General features: G+C 62.8%; 22 protein-coding genes and 2 tRNA genes. 20 read left to right on the top strand and 4 right to left on the bottom strand.

What is annotated here, in order from left to right; translation table 11 throughout:
* The first annotated feature begins 60 nt into the window (after nucleotides 1-60).
* The 20 genes from rplN to O5M90_RS20515 all read left to right on the top strand — a co-directional run bounded on the left by rplN (nucleotide 61) and on the right by O5M90_RS20515 (nucleotide 9,627).
* Nucleotides 61-429, top strand: a complete 369-nt coding sequence (rplN, locus tag O5M90_RS20420) for a 50S ribosomal protein L14 (RefSeq protein WP_137945232.1) — start codon at nucleotides 61-63, stop codon at nucleotides 427-429.
* Between the two features lie 26 nt (nucleotides 430-455).
* Complete coding sequence (gene rplX / locus O5M90_RS20425; protein ID WP_137945231.1) at nucleotides 456-773, top strand: 50S ribosomal protein L24; 318 nt, start codon at nucleotides 456-458, stop codon at nucleotides 771-773.
* A 10-nt stretch (nucleotides 774-783) separates the two neighbouring features.
* Entirely contained in the window at nucleotides 784-1,323 is a 540-nt protein-coding gene (gene rplE, locus O5M90_RS20430) for a 50S ribosomal protein L5 (RefSeq protein WP_137945230.1), read from the top strand.
* 8 nt (nucleotides 1,324-1,331) lie between these two features.
* Nucleotides 1,332-1,637 carry a 30S ribosomal protein S14 gene (gene rpsN / locus O5M90_RS20435; RefSeq protein WP_137945229.1) on the top strand — a complete coding sequence of 102 codons (306 nt, stop codon included), beginning with the start codon at nucleotides 1,332-1,334 and terminating at the stop codon, nucleotides 1,635-1,637.
* Between the two features lie 24 nt (nucleotides 1,638-1,661).
* The gene (rpsH, locus tag O5M90_RS20440) at nucleotides 1,662-2,057 is read left to right on the top strand and encodes a 30S ribosomal protein S8 (protein ID WP_137945228.1); all 396 of its coding nucleotides are present in this window, start codon (nucleotides 1,662-1,664) and stop codon (nucleotides 2,055-2,057) included.
* A 19-nt stretch (nucleotides 2,058-2,076) separates the two neighbouring features.
* On the top strand, nucleotides 2,077-2,610 hold the full coding sequence (gene rplF / locus O5M90_RS20445; protein ID WP_137945227.1) for a 50S ribosomal protein L6: 534 nt from the start codon (nucleotides 2,077-2,079) through the stop codon (nucleotides 2,608-2,610).
* Nucleotides 2,611-2,621: 11 nt separating this feature from the next.
* A complete protein-coding gene (gene rplR / locus O5M90_RS20450; RefSeq protein WP_262971600.1) occupies nucleotides 2,622-2,987 on the top strand; it encodes a 50S ribosomal protein L18 in 366 nt (121 codons plus the stop codon).
* A gap of 18 nt (nucleotides 2,988-3,005) precedes the next feature.
* Nucleotides 3,006-3,524, top strand: coding sequence for a 30S ribosomal protein S5 (gene rpsE / locus O5M90_RS20455; protein ID WP_137945225.1), 519 nt, complete (start codon nucleotides 3,006-3,008; stop codon nucleotides 3,522-3,524).
* Between the two features lie 19 nt (nucleotides 3,525-3,543).
* A complete protein-coding gene (rpmD, locus tag O5M90_RS20460) occupies nucleotides 3,544-3,726 on the top strand; it encodes a 50S ribosomal protein L30 (protein WP_137945224.1) in 183 nt (60 codons plus the stop codon).
* 26 nt (nucleotides 3,727-3,752) lie between these two features.
* Nucleotides 3,753-4,184 carry a 50S ribosomal protein L15 gene (rplO, locus tag O5M90_RS20465; RefSeq protein ID WP_137945223.1) on the top strand — a complete coding sequence of 144 codons (432 nt, stop codon included), beginning with the start codon at nucleotides 3,753-3,755 and terminating at the stop codon, nucleotides 4,182-4,184.
* Nucleotides 4,185-4,205: 21 nt separating this feature from the next.
* Nucleotides 4,206-5,516: a preprotein translocase subunit SecY gene (gene secY / locus O5M90_RS20470; protein WP_137945222.1), complete on the top strand. Its 1,311-nt coding sequence runs from the start codon at nucleotides 4,206-4,208 to the stop codon at nucleotides 5,514-5,516.
* 43 nt (nucleotides 5,517-5,559) lie between these two features.
* Nucleotides 5,560-5,778, top strand: a complete 219-nt coding sequence (gene infA, locus O5M90_RS20475; RefSeq protein WP_137945221.1) for a translation initiation factor IF-1 — start codon at nucleotides 5,560-5,562, stop codon at nucleotides 5,776-5,778.
* 59 nt (nucleotides 5,779-5,837) lie between these two features.
* Nucleotides 5,838-5,951: a 50S ribosomal protein L36 gene (gene rpmJ, locus O5M90_RS20480; protein WP_056194202.1), complete on the top strand. Its 114-nt coding sequence runs from the start codon at nucleotides 5,838-5,840 to the stop codon at nucleotides 5,949-5,951.
* Between the two features lie 34 nt (nucleotides 5,952-5,985).
* The gene (gene rpsM, locus O5M90_RS20485) at nucleotides 5,986-6,351 is read left to right on the top strand and encodes a 30S ribosomal protein S13 (protein WP_137945220.1); all 366 of its coding nucleotides are present in this window, start codon (nucleotides 5,986-5,988) and stop codon (nucleotides 6,349-6,351) included.
* A 32-nt stretch (nucleotides 6,352-6,383) separates the two neighbouring features.
* Nucleotides 6,384-6,788, top strand: coding sequence for a 30S ribosomal protein S11 (rpsK, locus tag O5M90_RS20490; RefSeq protein WP_133605042.1), 405 nt, complete (start codon nucleotides 6,384-6,386; stop codon nucleotides 6,786-6,788).
* Between the two features lie 210 nt (nucleotides 6,789-6,998).
* Complete coding sequence (gene rpsD / locus O5M90_RS20495) at nucleotides 6,999-7,622, top strand: 30S ribosomal protein S4 (RefSeq protein WP_137945219.1); 624 nt, start codon at nucleotides 6,999-7,001, stop codon at nucleotides 7,620-7,622.
* Nucleotides 7,623-7,778: 156 nt separating this feature from the next.
* Entirely contained in the window at nucleotides 7,779-8,768 is a 990-nt protein-coding gene (locus tag O5M90_RS20500; protein ID WP_124448780.1) for a DNA-directed RNA polymerase subunit alpha, read from the top strand.
* Nucleotides 8,769-8,861: 93 nt separating this feature from the next.
* Nucleotides 8,862-9,251 (top strand): 50S ribosomal protein L17, encoded by a 390-nt coding sequence (gene rplQ / locus O5M90_RS20505; protein WP_137945218.1) that lies wholly within the window; start codon nucleotides 8,862-8,864, stop codon nucleotides 9,249-9,251.
* Between the two features lie 139 nt (nucleotides 9,252-9,390).
* Nucleotides 9,391-9,467 (top strand) — tRNA-Met (locus tag O5M90_RS20510).
* A gap of 83 nt (nucleotides 9,468-9,550) precedes the next feature.
* Nucleotides 9,551-9,627 (top strand) — tRNA-Met (locus O5M90_RS20515).
* A 58-nt stretch (nucleotides 9,628-9,685) separates the two neighbouring features.
* On the opposite strand, the gene O5M90_RS20520 is transcribed toward O5M90_RS20515, so the two are convergent.
* From O5M90_RS20520 to O5M90_RS20535, 4 genes are read right to left on the bottom strand one after another with little or no spacing between them, the layout of a single operon-like run.
* Nucleotides 9,686-10,747, bottom strand: a complete 1,062-nt coding sequence (locus O5M90_RS20520; protein WP_269838270.1) for a tartrate dehydrogenase — start codon at nucleotides 10,745-10,747, stop codon at nucleotides 9,686-9,688.
* Nucleotides 10,748-10,775: 28 nt separating this feature from the next.
* Nucleotides 10,776-11,573 (bottom strand): 4-hydroxy-2-oxoheptanedioate aldolase, encoded by a 798-nt coding sequence (gene hpaI / locus O5M90_RS20525; protein WP_269838269.1) that lies wholly within the window; start codon nucleotides 11,571-11,573, stop codon nucleotides 10,776-10,778.
* A gap of 11 nt (nucleotides 11,574-11,584) precedes the next feature.
* Complete coding sequence (locus O5M90_RS20530; RefSeq protein ID WP_269838268.1) at nucleotides 11,585-13,066, bottom strand: NAD-dependent succinate-semialdehyde dehydrogenase; 1,482 nt, start codon at nucleotides 13,064-13,066, stop codon at nucleotides 11,585-11,587.
* 10 nt (nucleotides 13,067-13,076) lie between these two features.
* A complete protein-coding gene (locus tag O5M90_RS20535) occupies nucleotides 13,077-14,606 on the bottom strand; it encodes a UxaA family hydrolase (protein WP_269838267.1) in 1,530 nt (509 codons plus the stop codon).
* Between the last annotated feature and the right edge of the window lie 3 nt (nucleotides 14,607-14,609).

Raw genomic sequence — 14,609 nt, forward strand, 5'->3', positions numbered from 1 at the left:
CCGCTGAAGGTGGCTGCAAATTGGTTGCAGCGCTGGACGAGGGAAAAGTTGGGGACAGACATGATTCAAATGCAATCGCGGCTCGACGTCGCGGACAACACTGGCGCTAAATCCGTCATGTGCATCAAGGTGCTTGGCGGGTCCAAGCGTCGTTATGCCGGCATTGGCGACATCATCAAGGTCAGCATCAAAGAAGCTGCTCCGCGCGGTCGCGTCAAAAAAGGCGAGATCTACAGCGCGGTGGTGGTTCGCACTGCCAAGGGCGTGCGCCGCCAAGACGGCTCTTTGGTCAAGTTCGACGGCAATGCCGCCGTGCTGCTGAACGCCAAGCTGGAGCCCATCGGCACTCGTATCTTCGGCCCGGTGACGCGTGAACTGCGTACCGAGCGTTTCATGAAGATCGTGTCGCTGGCGCCTGAGGTGCTCTGAGCACAGCCACAGACAAAGGTATTGCCATGAACAAGATTCGTAAAGGCGACCAGGTCATCGTGTTGACCGGCCGCGACAAGGGCAAGCGCGGCACTGTGTCGCAGCGTGTCGACGACGCCCACCTCGTGGTGGACGGCGTCAATGTCGTCAAGAAGCACGTCAAGCCCAACCCGATGAAGGGCACCACCGGCGGTGTGGTCGATAAGACGATGCCGATCCATCAATCCAACGTGGCGATTTTTAACGCTGCATCCGGCAAGGCCGATCGCGTGGGCATCAAGTTGCTCGCCGATGGCAAGAAGGTGCGCGTTTACAAGTCGACCGGCGAAGAGATCAAGGCTTAAGAGGTCCGACATGGCTCGTTTGCAAGCGTTTTATCGCGAAAAAGTTGTGCCAGGCCTCGTTGAGAAGTTTGGCTACAAGTCGGTCATGGAAGTGCCGCGCATCACCAAGATCACGCTCAATATGGGTGTGAGCGAGGCGGTTGCGGACAAGAAGGTGATGGACCACGCCGTCGGCGACCTCACCAAGATCGCCGGCCAAAAGCCCGTGGTCACCAAGTCCAAGAAGGCAATCGCGGGTTTCAAGATCCGTGAGCAGGTGCCGATCGGCTGCATGGTCACCCTGCGTGGCGTTCAGATGTATGAATTCCTGGATCGCTTCGTGACGGTCGCGCTGCCGCGCGTTCGTGACTTCCGTGGTATCTCGGGTCGCTCGTTCGATGGTCGTGGTAACTACAACATCGGCGTCAAAGAGCAGATCATTTTCCCGGAAATCGATTACGACAAGGTTGACGCGCTGCGTGGTCTGAATATCAGCATCACCACCACGGCCAAGTCGGACGATGAGTGCAAGGCCCTGCTGGCTGCATTCAAGTTCCCGTTCAAGAACTGAGGTGACCTGTGGCAAAACTCTCGATTAAGCAACGTGAGCTGAAGCGCGAACAACTGGTCGCCAAGTACGCCAAGAAGTATGCGGAACTGAAGGCCATCATCGACGACTTCAAGAAGTCGGAAGAAGAGCGCTATGCAGCCCGCCTGGAGCTGCAAAAGCTCCCCCGTAACGCCTACCCGACCCGCCTGCGTAACCGCTGCGAGTTGACCGGCCGTCCCCGCGGCACGTTCCGCAAGTTCGGCCTGGGCCGTAACAAAATTCGCGAGCTGGCCTTCAAGGGCGACATCCCCGGTGTCGTCAAGGCCAGCTGGTAATCGGCAGGTTTAGGAGATTTTCATATGAGCATGAGTGATCCTATCGCCGATATGCTGACTCGCATTCGCAACGCCCAAAGCGTTGAGAAAGCCAGCGTCGTGATGCCTTCGTCTAAGTTGAAGATCGCGATCGCCAAGGTCCTGAAGGACGAGGGTTATATCGATGGATTCGCGGTGCGCGGTGAAGCCGCCCGCCCCGAGTTGGAGATTGCGCTGAAGTATTACGCCGGTCGTCCGGTGATCGAGCGCATCGAGCGCGTGAGCCGTCCCGGCCTGCGCATTTACAAGGGCCGCCACGACATCCCGCAGGTCATGAATGGCCTGGGTGTGGCGATTGTCACCACCCCCAAGGGTGTGATGACCGACCGCAAAGCACGTCAAGCCGGTATCGGCGGCGAAGTGCTCTGCTACGTCGCCTAAGCGCAAGGAGATTTAAACAATGTCCCGCGTAGGAAAAATGCCGGTCGCCGTCCCCGCAGGTGTGGACGTGACGATCACCGCTGAGCAGATCAGCGTGAAGGGTGCCCAGGGCACGTTGGTGCGTGCTGCCAACCCCCAGGTCACCATCAAGAATGAAGCTGGCAAGCTGACTTTCGCCCCCGCCAACGAATCGGCCGATGCCGATGCGCTGAGCGGCACGATGCGCGCACTGGTGGCCAATATGGTCAACGGCGTGAGCAAGGGTTTCGAGAAGAAGCTGAATCTGGTGGGCGTGGGCTTCCGTGCCCAGGCTCAGGGCCAGAAGCTGAACCTGCAGATCGGTTTCTCTCACCCTGTGGTGAAGGACATGCCGGCTGGTATCAAGGTTGAGTGCCCGACCCAGACCGAAATCCTGATCAAGGGCGCGGACCGCCAAGTGGTCGGACAGATCGCCGCTGAAGTGCGCGCCTTCCGTCCGCCAGAGCCCTATAAGGGCAAGGGCATCCGCTATTCCGACGAGAAGGTCTCCCTCAAAGAGACCAAGAAGAAGTAAGGAGCAGCGCAATGTTGACCAAAAAAGAACAGCGCATCCGTCGCTCGCGTCAAACCCGCGCCCGGATTGCAATCCAGCGCGTGGCACGCCTGACGGTGTTCCGCTCCAACCTGCACATCTACGCCAGCGTCATTTCCGACTGCGGCACCAAGGTGCTGGCCAGCGCTTCGACCGCCGAGAAGGAAGTCCGCGCCGAACTGGGTGGCAATGGCAAGGGCGGCAACGTCGCTGCTGCCGTCCTGGTGGGCAAGCGTGTCGCCGAGAAGGCCAAGGCTGCCGGCGTCGAGAAGGTGGCTTTCGACCGTGCAGGCTTTGCCTACCATGGCCGAGTCAAGGCACTGGCCGAAGCAGCCCGCGAAGCCGGCCTGCAGTTCTGACGCAACAAGGAATACGAAATGGCAAAATTTCAACCCCGCGCGCAGACCGAAGGCAATGACGACGGCCTGAAGGAAAAGATGATCGCGGTCAATCGCGTCACCAAGGTGGTCAAGGGCGGCCGTACGCTGTCCTTCGCAGCACTGACGGTGGTCGGCGACGGCGATGGCCGTATCGGCATGGGCAAGGGCAAGGCGAAGGAAGTTCCGGTCGCCGTGCAAAAGGCAATGGAAGCCGCCCGCCGCAATATGGTCAAGGTCGATCTGCGCAATGGCACGATTCACCACAGCGTGAACGGTGACCATGGTGCTGCTCACGTGATGATGATCCCGGCCAAGGCCGGTACCGGCGTGATCGCCGGCGGCCCGATGCGCGCCGTCTTCGAAGTGATGGGCGTGACCGACATCGTGACCAAGAGCCACGGTTCGACCAACCCTTACAACATGGTTCGCGCCACGCTGGACGCTCTGAAGCGTTCCACCACGGCCGCGCAAGTCGCAGCCAAGCGCGGCAAGACAGTTGAAGACATCCTCAACTGAAGCTGCACTGGAGAGACTGATGTCTGACAAGAAAACTTTGACGGTCAAGCTGGTCCGCAGCCCCATTGGTACCCGTGCCTCGCACCGTGCCACCGTGGTTGGTCTGGGTCTGCGTAAGCTGAACAGCACCAGCGTGTTGGAAGACACGCCGGCGGTGCGCGGCATGATCAACAAGATCGCCTATCTCGTGCAGGTGCTGTAAGCGCCACACGAACTGAGGACTAGAAGATGCAACTCAATACCATCAAGCCTGCCGCTGGCGCCAAGCACGCCAAGCGTCGCGTGGGTCGTGGCATTGGCTCCGGTCTGGGCAAGACTGCTGGCCGCGGCCACAAGGGTCAAAAGTCGCGTGCCGGTGGCTACCACAAGGTGGGCTTCGAAGGCGGTCAAATGCCTTTGCAGCGTCGCCTGCCCAAGCGCGGTTTCAAGTCGCAATCGCTGAAGTACAACGCCGAGATCACGCTGAGCGATCTGCAGGTGCTGGCCGGTGACGAGATCGACGTGCTGACCCTGAAGGCCGTCGGCCTGGTTCCCGAACTGGCGAAGACCGTCAAGGTCATCCTGTCGGGCGCTATCAGCCGCAAGATCACGCTGAAGGGCGTGGGCGCAACGGCGGGTGCCAAGGCAGCCATCGAAGCCGCTGGCGGCACGGTCGCTTAATCGAGCTACAGGATAGGCACAGTGGCAACCAACGCAAACCAACTGGCCAAGAGCGGCAAGTTTGGCGACCTCCGTCGTCGGCTTGTGTTCCTGCTGCTGGCGCTGGTGGTGTATCGGATCGGGGCGCATATCCCCGTGCCCGGCATCGACCCGGCCCAGCTGCAGCAGCTCTTCAAGGGTCAGCAGGGCGGCATCCTGAGCCTGTTCAATATGTTCTCGGGCGGCGCGCTGTCCCGTTTCGCTGTCTTGGCGCTGGGCATCACGCCCTACATCTCGGCCTCCATCGTCATGCAGTTGATGACGCATGTGGTGCCGAGCTTGGAAGCGCTGAAGAAGGAAGGCGAAGCAGGGCGCCGCAAGATCACGCAGTACACCCGTTACGGCACCCTGGGTCTGGCCATCTTCCAATCGCTGAGCATTGCGCTGGCGCTGGAGAGCTCGCCGGGTCTGGTGATTGATCCTGGTTTTGGTTTCCGCATGACTGCGGTGACCAGCCTGGTGGCCGGCACGATGTTCCTGATGTGGCTGGGTGAGCAGATCACCGAGCGCGGTCTGGGCAACGGCATCTCGATTCTGATCTTCGGCGGTATCGCTGCGGGTCTGCCGGGTGCGGTGGCCGGGTTGCTGGAGCTGGTGCGGACTGGCGCAATGAGCATCATTGCTTCGATCTTCATCGTGGCCTTGGTGATCGGTGTGACCTACGCTGTGGTCTTTGTTGAACGTGGCCAGCGCAAGATCTTGGTGAACTATGCCAAGCGCCAGGTCGGCAACAAGGTCTATGGCGGTCAAAGCTCGCACCTGCCGCTGAAGCTGAACATGTCGGGCGTGATCCCGCCGATCTTCGCGTCATCCATCATCCTGCTGCCGACCACCGTGGTGAGTTGGTTTGCTACCGGTGATGGCCTGCGCTGGTTGAAAGACCTCGCTGACATGCTGCGTCCGGGCCAGCCGATCTATGTGCTGCTCTACGCTGCTGCCATCGTGTTCTTCTGCTTCTTCTACACGGCGCTGGTGTTCAACAGCCGTGAGACCGCAGACAACCTGAAGAAGAGTGGTGCGTTCATCCCCGGGATCCGTCCCGGCGATCAGACCGCCAAGCATATTGACAAGATCTTGTCGCGACTGACCTTGGCCGGCGCCATCTATATCACCGCCGTCTGTCTGCTGCCTGAGTTTTTGGTTCTGAAGTACAACGTACCGTTCTATTTTGGCGGTACCTCCTTGTTGATCATCGTCGTGGTCACCATGGACTTCTGGGCTCAGGTGCAGTCTTATGTGATGAGTCAGCAGTACGAGTCGCTGCTGAAGAAGGCAAATTTCAAGGCCAGCTGACAAGCTGAGGTAATACCAACGGTTCCAACCGAACCTGAACGGCATGGCGAAAGACGACGTCATTCAGATGCAGGGTGAGATCCAAGAAAATCTCCCCAACGCAACGTTTCGCGTGAAGTTGGAAAACGGGCATGTGGTCCTCGGTCACATCTCCGGCAAGATGCGGATGCACTACATCCGCATCCTGCCTGGAGACAAAGTGACGGTGGAACTCACGCCCTACGATTTGAGTCGTGCTCGCATCGTTTTCCGGGCGAAGTGAGCTTGTTCATTCCCCGGACGCGCTGTTTGAGCGATTTAGAGTAGGTCAAGGAGCAGACCATGAAAGTTTCGGCATCCGTTAAGCAAATGTGCCGCAATTGCAAGATCATCCGCCGCAAGGGCGTGGTGCGTGTGATCTGTACCGATCCCCGCCACAAGCAGCGCCAGGGCTGATTGCTGCACGACACGAGCGAATTAGAGGACGCACATGGCACGTATTGCTGGTATCAACATTCCGCCGCAAAAGCACACTGAGATCGGTCTGACTTCGATCTACGGCATTGGCCGTACGACCGCACAGAAGATCTGCACAACTTGCGGCATCCCGTTCGACAAGAAGGTCAAGGACCTCACCGACGCTGATCTGGAAAAGATCCGTGAAGAAGTGGGCCGCATGACCATCGAAGGCGATCTGCGCCGCGAGATGTCGATCAACATCAAGCGCTTGATGGATCTGGGCTGCTACCGCGGCTTCCGTCATCGCCGTGGCCTGCCGATGCGCGGTCAACGCACCCGCACGAATGCCCGTACCCGCAAGGGTCCGCGCAAGTCGGCTGCGACCGGCAAGAAGTGATCACGCTGCCACAGCATTGAAAGAAGGTTCACATGGCAAAAGCACCTAATAACTCGGCTGCCCAGCGCGTTCGCAAGAAGGTTCGCAAGAACGTTGCCGACGGCGTTGCGCACGTCCACGCTTCGTTCAACAACACCATCATCACGATCACCGATCGTCAAGGTGGCGCTCTGTCCTGGGCCTCTTCCGGTGGTCAAGGCTTCAAGGGCTCGCGCAAGTCGACTCCCTTCGCTGCCCAGGTGGCTGCCGAAGTGGCCGGCCGCGCTGCTCAGGAGCAGGGCATCAAGAATCTGGACGTCAAGATCAAGGGCCCCGGCCCGGGTCGCGAATCGTCGGTGCGCGCTCTGGCCGCATTGGGCATCCGCATCAACTCGATCTCTGACGTGACGCCGGTGCCGCACAACGGCTGCCGTCCTCAAAAGCGTCGTCGTATCTAAACCTCTCGGTTTAGTGCGATAATCGCCGATTCGATTTTCCCAAGCCGGCTGGCGCGCAAGTGCCAGCCGGCCGTTTTGCTGAAGTCGAGGCCTCGTGTGAGCGCAGGCCGACACTTCAATAAGCCCACCGTCTGAGCTGATAAAAACACTGGCCAGACTCGCGCACAAGTCGACGGACTTTGTGCGTCAGATTGAACAAGGACACGCAAAGTGGCACGTTACCTCGGCCCCAAGGCCAAACTTTCCCGCCGCGAAGGCACCGACCTGTTCCTGAAGAGCGCCCGCCGCTCGATCAGCGACAAGGCCAAGTTTGATTCGAAGCCCGGCCAGCACGGCCGCACTTCCGGTCAGCGCACCTCCGACTTCGGTCTGCAACTGCGTGAAAAGCAGAAGGTCAAGCGCATGTACGGCGTGCTGGAGCGTCAGTTCCGCCGCTACTTCGCCGAAGCCGAGCGTCGCAAGGGCTCGACCGGCGTGAACCTGCTGCAACTGCTGGAATCACGTCTGGACAACGTCGTCTACCGCATGGGCTTCGGTTCGACCCGCGCCGAAGCGCGTCAGCTGGTCTCCCACAAGGGCATCACCGTGAATGGCGAAGTGGTCAACATCGCTTCCTACCTGGTGAAGGCCGGTGACACCGTCGCCGTGCGTGAGAAGGCCAAGAAGCAGCTGCGCATCGTTGACGCGTTCAAGCTGGCCGAGTCCATCGGCATGCCTGCCTGGGTGCAGGTGGATGGTACGAAGCTGGAAGGCGTGTTCAAGAAGGCTCCCGACCGCGACGAGTTCGGCGCCGAGATCAACGAATCGCTGATCGTTGAGTTGTACTCGCGTTAATCGAAGTGCTCCGGCCGGGCGGCTCGTCAGGAGCGCGCTCGGCCTTGCCGTTTTCTTCGGCTTTATCTCGTCCGGGCCGGGCCCGTTCCGGCCGCGCCCGGTTGGTCCCTCAGCCTTATCGGTGTAACGAACCGAGGGTATTGAAAGAAAGACCTCATGCAAACAAACCTGCTGAAACCCAAATCCATCAATGTGGAGCCCCTGGGCGGCCATCGCGCCAAGGTGACGCTGGAGCCGTTCGAGCGCGGTTATGGCCACACCCTGGGCAATGCCCTGCGTCGTGTGCTGCTGTCCTCGATGGTGGGTTACGCGCCGACTGAAGTGACGATTGCCGGTGTGCTGCACGAGTACTCGGCCATCGACGGTGTGCAAGAAGACGTGGTTCACATCATGCTGAACCTCAAGGGCGTGGTGTTCCGCCTGCACAACCGCGAAGAAGTGACCCTGGTCCTGCGCAAGGAAGGTGAAGGCCCGGTCACGGCTGCCGACATCCAGACCCCGCACGACGTTGAGATCATCAATCCCGAGCACGTCATTGCCCATCTGTCGCAAGGCGGCAAGCTGGACATGCAGATCAAGGTCGAGAAGGGCCGTGGCTATGTGCCGGGCACGATGCGCCGCTACGGCGACGAGCCGACCAAGAGCATCGGCCGCATCGTGCTGGACGCCTCGTTCTCGCCCGTGCGCCGCGTCAGCTACGCCGTCGAGAACGCCCGCGTCGAGCAGCGTACCGATCTGGACAAGCTGGTCATGGAAATCGAAACCAACGGCGCCATCTCGCCCGAGGAAGCGATCCGCGCTTCGGCCAAGATCCTGGTCGAGCAGCTGGCCGTGTTCGCACAGCTGCAGGGCACCGATCTGGTCGACGCCTTCGACCAGCCGGCCCAGCGTTCCAGCAGCTTCGACCCGATCCTGCTGCGCCCTGTCGATGAGCTCGAGTTGACCGTTCGTTCGGCCAACTGCCTGAAGGCCGAGAACATCTACTACATCGGCGATCTGATCCAGCGCACCGAGACCGAGCTGCTGAAGACCCCGAATCTGGGTCGCAAGTCGCTCAACGAAATCAAGGAAGTCCTTGCTTCGCGTGGCCTGACTCTGGGCGCCCGCCTGGAAAACTGGCCGCCGCAAGGTCTGGACAAGCGTTAATTAGTTTTTGAAAGAGGGTGGCGTTAAGCCACCCGGTGCCCCCGGGCAGTACCTGATACGGCTGCTGGGATCAATCTAGAAAGGAAAAGCACCATGCGTCACCGTAACGGCCTCCGTAAGCTCAACCGCACCAGCGAACACCGCAAGGCAATGCTGCGCAATATGTGCGTCTCGCTGCTGCAGCATGAAGCCATCAAGACCACGGTCCCCAAGGCCAAGGAACTGCGTCGCGTCGTCGAGCCCCTGATCACCCTGGCCAAGGAACCCACGCTGGCCAATCGCCGCCTGGCTTTCGACCGTCTGCGTGACCGCGACATCGTCACCAAGCTGTTCAACGAACTGGGCCCGCGTTTCAAGGCGCGTCCGGGCGGCTACACCCGCATCCTGAAGATGGGCTTCCGTGTTGGCGACAACGCGCCGATGGCCTATGTGGAACTGGTTGACCGCGCTGAAGGCGAGACCGCCGGCGAAGCCGTCGAGTAAATCGGCAGCGCTTGCGCTCCAGCCGTCCCGGTCGGAGTGCTCGTCCTGAGAAGGCCGGCCTGATGCTGGCCTTTTTTACGTCTGTACCCGCAGCAATGGTGACGAAGTCACCGAACTGCGCTATACTGCTAGCTTCAGTCGCGGGGTGGAGCAGTCTGGTAGCTCGTTGGGCTCATAACCCAAAGGTCGTAGGTTCAAATCCTGCCCCCGCAACCAGAGAACATTGAAAAGGGCCGCTTGTCTTTGAGCGGCTTTTTTTGTCGGCGCGATGAGTGGGTCCGACGTTAAGCAAGAACAGTCGCGGGGTGGAGCAGTCTGGTAGCTCGTTGGGCTCATAACCCAAAGGTCGTAGGTTCAAATCCTGCCCCCGCAACCATCAAGTACAAACGCCCTCGCATGCTGCGAGGGCGTTTTGCTTTGTGCGGTTCGATCCGTCAGATCATGCCAGTCAGCGCCTCACCCATCTCGGTCGTCGAGGCCTGGCCCCCCAGATCGCGCGTGCGCGGCCCCTCGACCAGCACCGTCTCGATGGCCTTCAGGATCGCATCATGCGCGGCCCGCTCGCCCAGGAAGTCCAGCATCAGCGCCGCCGACCAGATCATCGCGACCGGGTTGGCAATGTTCTGCCCATAGATGTCTGGCGCCGAACCATGCACCGGCTCGAACAGCGAGGGAAACTTGCGCTCCGGGTTCAAATTGGCCGAGGGCGCCAGGCCAATCGTGCCGGTGGTCGCCGGCCCCAGGTCCGACAGGATGTCGCCGAACAGATTGCTGGCCACCACCACATCAAAGCGCCCCGGCTGCAGCACAAAGCGCGCGCTGAGGATGTCGATGTGCTGCTTGTCCACCGTGACCGCCGGATAGCCCTGTGCCACCGCATCGGCGCGGCCGTCCCACCAGGGCATGCTGATCGCGATGCCATTGCTCTTGGTTGCCACCGTCAGGTGCTTGCGCGCGCGGCTGTCGGCCAGCTCGAAGGCGTACTTCAGCACCCGATCGGTGCCGTGGCGCGAGTAGACCGACTCCTGGATCACGATCTCGCGCTCGGTGCCGGCATACATGATGCCGCCCAGATTGGTGTACTCGCCCTCGGTGTTCTCGCGCACGACGAAGTAGTCGATCTCGCCGGCCTTGCGCCCGGCCAATGGGCAGGGCACGCCGTCGAACAGGCGCACCGGGCGCAGATTGATGTACTGGTCGAACTCGCGGCGGAACTTCAGCAGCGAGCCCCACAGCGAGACATGGTCGGGCACCGTGGCCGGCCAGCCGACCGCGCCGAACAGGATAGCGTCCATGCCCTCGAGCTGGGCCTTCCAATCGTCGGGCATCATCGAGCCGGTCTGGGCGTAGTAGTCGCAGCTGGCCCAGTCGATGTGGGTCAGTGCCAGCTGGAAGCCAAAGCGCTGGGCCGCAGCCTGCAGCGCGCGCAGGCCCTCGGGCATCACTTCCTTGCCGATGCCGTCGCCGGGAATCACGGCGATCTTGTAGGTCTTCATGGGTTCGTTCGCTTTCTTGCTATTGGTTTCAGTAGGCGGCAGAGCTGGGCTGGGCCGGAGGCGCCTCGCCCAGGCCGAACTCGGCGGCCAGACGTCGGCTGGCCTGGGCCAGCAGGCTGACATCGATACCGACCGCGACAAAGCGCGCGCCGAGCGTCAGATAGCGCCGTGCCGCCGCCACATCGCTGGTCAGGGTGCCGGCCGCCTTGCCGCTGGCCGTGATCGTGCGGATGGCCTGCTCGATCGCCGCCTGCACCTCCGGGTGGCCGGGCTTGCCGCGATGGCCCATCGAGGCGGCCAGATCGGCCGGGCCGATGAAGACGCCGTCGACACCGTCCACCGCGCAGATCGCTTGCAGATTGCGCAGCGCCGTGACGGTCTCGGCCTGCACCAGCAGGCAGACCTCGTCATTGGCCTCGTCCAGATAATTCTTGCGCGCATTCCAGCGCGAGACCCGGGCGATTGCCGAGCCGACACCGCGCACGCCCTGCGGCGGATAGCGGCAGGCCGAGACCAGGGCCCGCGCCTGCTCGGCCGTGTCCACCATGGGCACCAGCAAGGTCTGGGCCCCGATGTCCAGCAGCTGCTTGATCAGCGCGGTCTCGCCCTGCACCGCCCGCACCACCGGATGGGCCGGATAGGCGGCCACCGCCTGCAGCGCGGCCAGGGTCGAGCGCACATCGTTGGGCGCATGCTCGCCGTCGATCAGCAGCCATTGGAAACCGGCCGTCGCGCAGATCTCGGCGCTGTAGGACTGGGCCATAGACAGCCACAGACCGATCTGGGCGTCGCCGCGCTGCAGCGCGGCCTTGAAGGTGTTGCTCATGATGTGATCGATCAGGCCAGGCCACCCTGGCAGAGGTATTTGAGATGCATATAGTCGTCCAGGCCCTGGCGCGAACCCTCGCGGCCGTACCCTGATTCCTTGACACCGCCGAAGGGGGCGGCCTCCGCCGCCACCGCACCCTCGTTGATGCCGACGATACCCGCTTCCAGCGCCGCCGCGACACGGTGAATGCGCTGTACGCCCTGTGAGTAGAAGTAGGCAGCCAGGCCGAAGGGCGTGTCATTGGCCAGCGCGATCGCTTCCGCCTCGGTCTTGAATCGAAACAGCGGCGCCACCGGGCCAAAAGTCTCTTCGCCGCAGACCAGGGCCGCGCCCGAGGGTTCGGCCAGCACGGTGGGCGCCACATAGTTGGGGCCTAGCTCCTCGCGCACGCGGATGCCGCCAGTCAGCAGCCGCGCGCCCTGGGCCACCGCATCGCCGATATGCAGCAGGATCTTCTCGACCGCGCGCGCATTGATCATCGGGCCGATCTGCGCATCGGCCTCGGTGGCCGGCCCGACCTTGAGCGCGCTGACCCGCGCCACCAGCTTGTAGGCAAAGGCCTCGAACACCCCGTCCTGCACATAGACCCGGTTCGGACAGACGCAGGTCTGGCCGCCGTTTCGGAACTTCGCAGCCATCAGCCCCGTGACGGCGGCGTCCAGATCGGCATCGTCGAAGACGATGAAGGGCGCGTTGCCGCCCAGCTCCAGCGACAGCTTCTTCAAGGTGGCGGCCGACTCGCGCGCCAGATGCTTGCCCACCGGCGTCGAGCCGGTGAAGCTGATCTTGCGCACGCGCCCGTCCCTGAGCCACTCGTCCACCACCACCGGCGTCTGCGCGCGCGAGGCGCAGACGATATTCAAGACGCCGGCCGGCAGCCCGGCCTGCTCGGCCAGGTACGCGAGCGCCAGCGCGGTCAGCGGTGTGTCCTCGGCCGGCTTGGCCACGACGGTGCAGCCGGCCGCCAGCGCCGGCGCGATCTTGCGGGCGATCATCGCGGCCGGGAAGTTCCAGGGCGTGATCACCGCGACCACGCCGACCGGCTCCTTGATGGCCAGCATCTGCCGGCCCGCCACCGGCGCGGCGATCACATCGCCGCAGATGCGCACGGCCTCCTCGGCAAACCATTCGACATAGCTGGCCGCATACAGCACCTCGCCCTTGCCCTCGGCGAAAGGCTTGCCCTGTTCGCGCGAGATCAGCCGGCCCAGATCGTCCTGGTGTTCCAGGATCAGCGCCAGCCAGCGCTTCAGGATCTGCGCGCGCGCCTTGGCCGGCGTGGCCCGCCAGGCCGGGAAGGCCGCGTGCGCCGCATCGACGGAGGCTTGTGCGTCGGCGGCGGCGCTGTCCGGCACCTCGGCGATCAGGCTTTGATCGGCCGGATTGACGACGGGCAGCCGCGCTGCGGAGGCCGCCGCGCACCAGGTGCCGGCGATGAAGTTCCGGGTGCGCAGCAGCTCGCTATTGCGCAGGGTCAGGTCATGACTCATCGATGGGATCTCAACTCACAATGCCCAAGTGCCAGGGAACGAACTCATGGTCGCCGAGGCCCAGTTTCTCGCTGCAGGTGGCTTCACCGGAAGCCGTGCGCAGGATGTGTTCAAAAATGGCCTGCCCCATCTGCTCGATGCTCAGTCGGCCGTCGATCACCTGGCCGCAGTTGATGTCCATGTCTTCGCCGAGACGCTCGAACATCGGCGTGTTCGAGGCCAGCTTGATCGTCGGTGCTGGCTTGGAGCCGAACATCGAACCGCGGCCGGTGGTGAAGCAGATGATGTTGGCGCCGCTGGCGATCTGGCCGGTGGTGGCCACCGGGTCGTAGCCGGGCGAGTCCATGAAGACGAAGCCGCGCTCGGTGATGGTCTCTGCGTACTCGTAGACCGCGCGCAGCGGCGTCGTGCCGGCCTTCATCGCCGAGCCCAGCGATTTCTCGACGATATTGGCCAGGCCGCCGGCCTGGTTGCCCGGGCCGACCACGCCATTGAACTGGCCGTTGTGGCCGTCCGTGTAGCGCTTCCACCAGTCCAGCCGGTCCAGTAACTTGCGGCCGACGGCCTCGCTGACCGCACGGCGTGTCAGCAGATGCTCGACACCGTGGATCTCCGGCGTCTCCGACAGGATGGCCGTGCCGCCATGGGCCACCAGGATGTCCATTGCCGCGCCCAGCGCCGGATTGGCGCTGATGCCCGAGAAGCCGTCCGAGCCGCCGCATTCCAGGCCTATCTTCAGATGGCTGGCCGGCACCGGCTCGCGCCGGATGTCATTGGCCGCCGGCAGCATGGCCTCGACGGCGGCGATGCCGGCCGCGATCGTCGCCCGCGTGCCGCCGGTCTGCTGCATCACGAAGCTCTTCAGCTGCAGCCCCTCGGCCAGGCCTTGTGAGGCCATCAGCTCCGGCACCTGGTTGCGCTCGCAGCCCAGGCCGACGACGATCACGCCGCCCAGATTCGGGTGGCGCGCATAGCCGGCCAGCGTCCTGCGCAGCACATCGAAATGCTCGCTGGGCGAGGACATGCCGCAGCCGCTGGTCTGCGCGAAAGCGACGACGCCGTCGATGTTCGGATAGGCCGCCAGCCGCTCCGGCGTGAACCACTGGGCCACCTTGTGAATCACGGTGGACGAGCAGTTCACCGAGGCGATCAGGCCGATGTAGTTGCGCGTCGCGACCCGGCCGTCGGCGCGGACGATGCCCATGAACTTGGCACGCTGGTCCTGCGGCAGCAGGGCCACCGGCTTCAGATCGGTGCCGAACTCATAGGCATAGCCCTCGTGCCGCTCCTCGTGGCGGATGTTGTGGGTGTGCAGGTACTCGCCGGCCTCGACCGCGCGTGCTGCGAAGCCGATCACCGTGTCGTACTTCAGCACGGCCTCGCCCTCGGCGATAGCCCGGGCGGCGATCTTGTGGCCGGCCGGCACCTGGGCACGGGCCCGGGCGGCCAGACCCGGCAGCGCCTCGCCCAGCGCGATGGCGCGGCGCGCGATCAGCACATTGTCCCGCGCGTGCAGGCGTATCAGCGGCGCATCGTTCATGGT

The organism is Paucibacter sp. M5-1, from assembly GCF_027498415.2.
In the GTDB taxonomy this organism is placed as follows: domain Bacteria; phylum Pseudomonadota; class Gammaproteobacteria; order Burkholderiales; family Burkholderiaceae_C; genus Roseateles_E.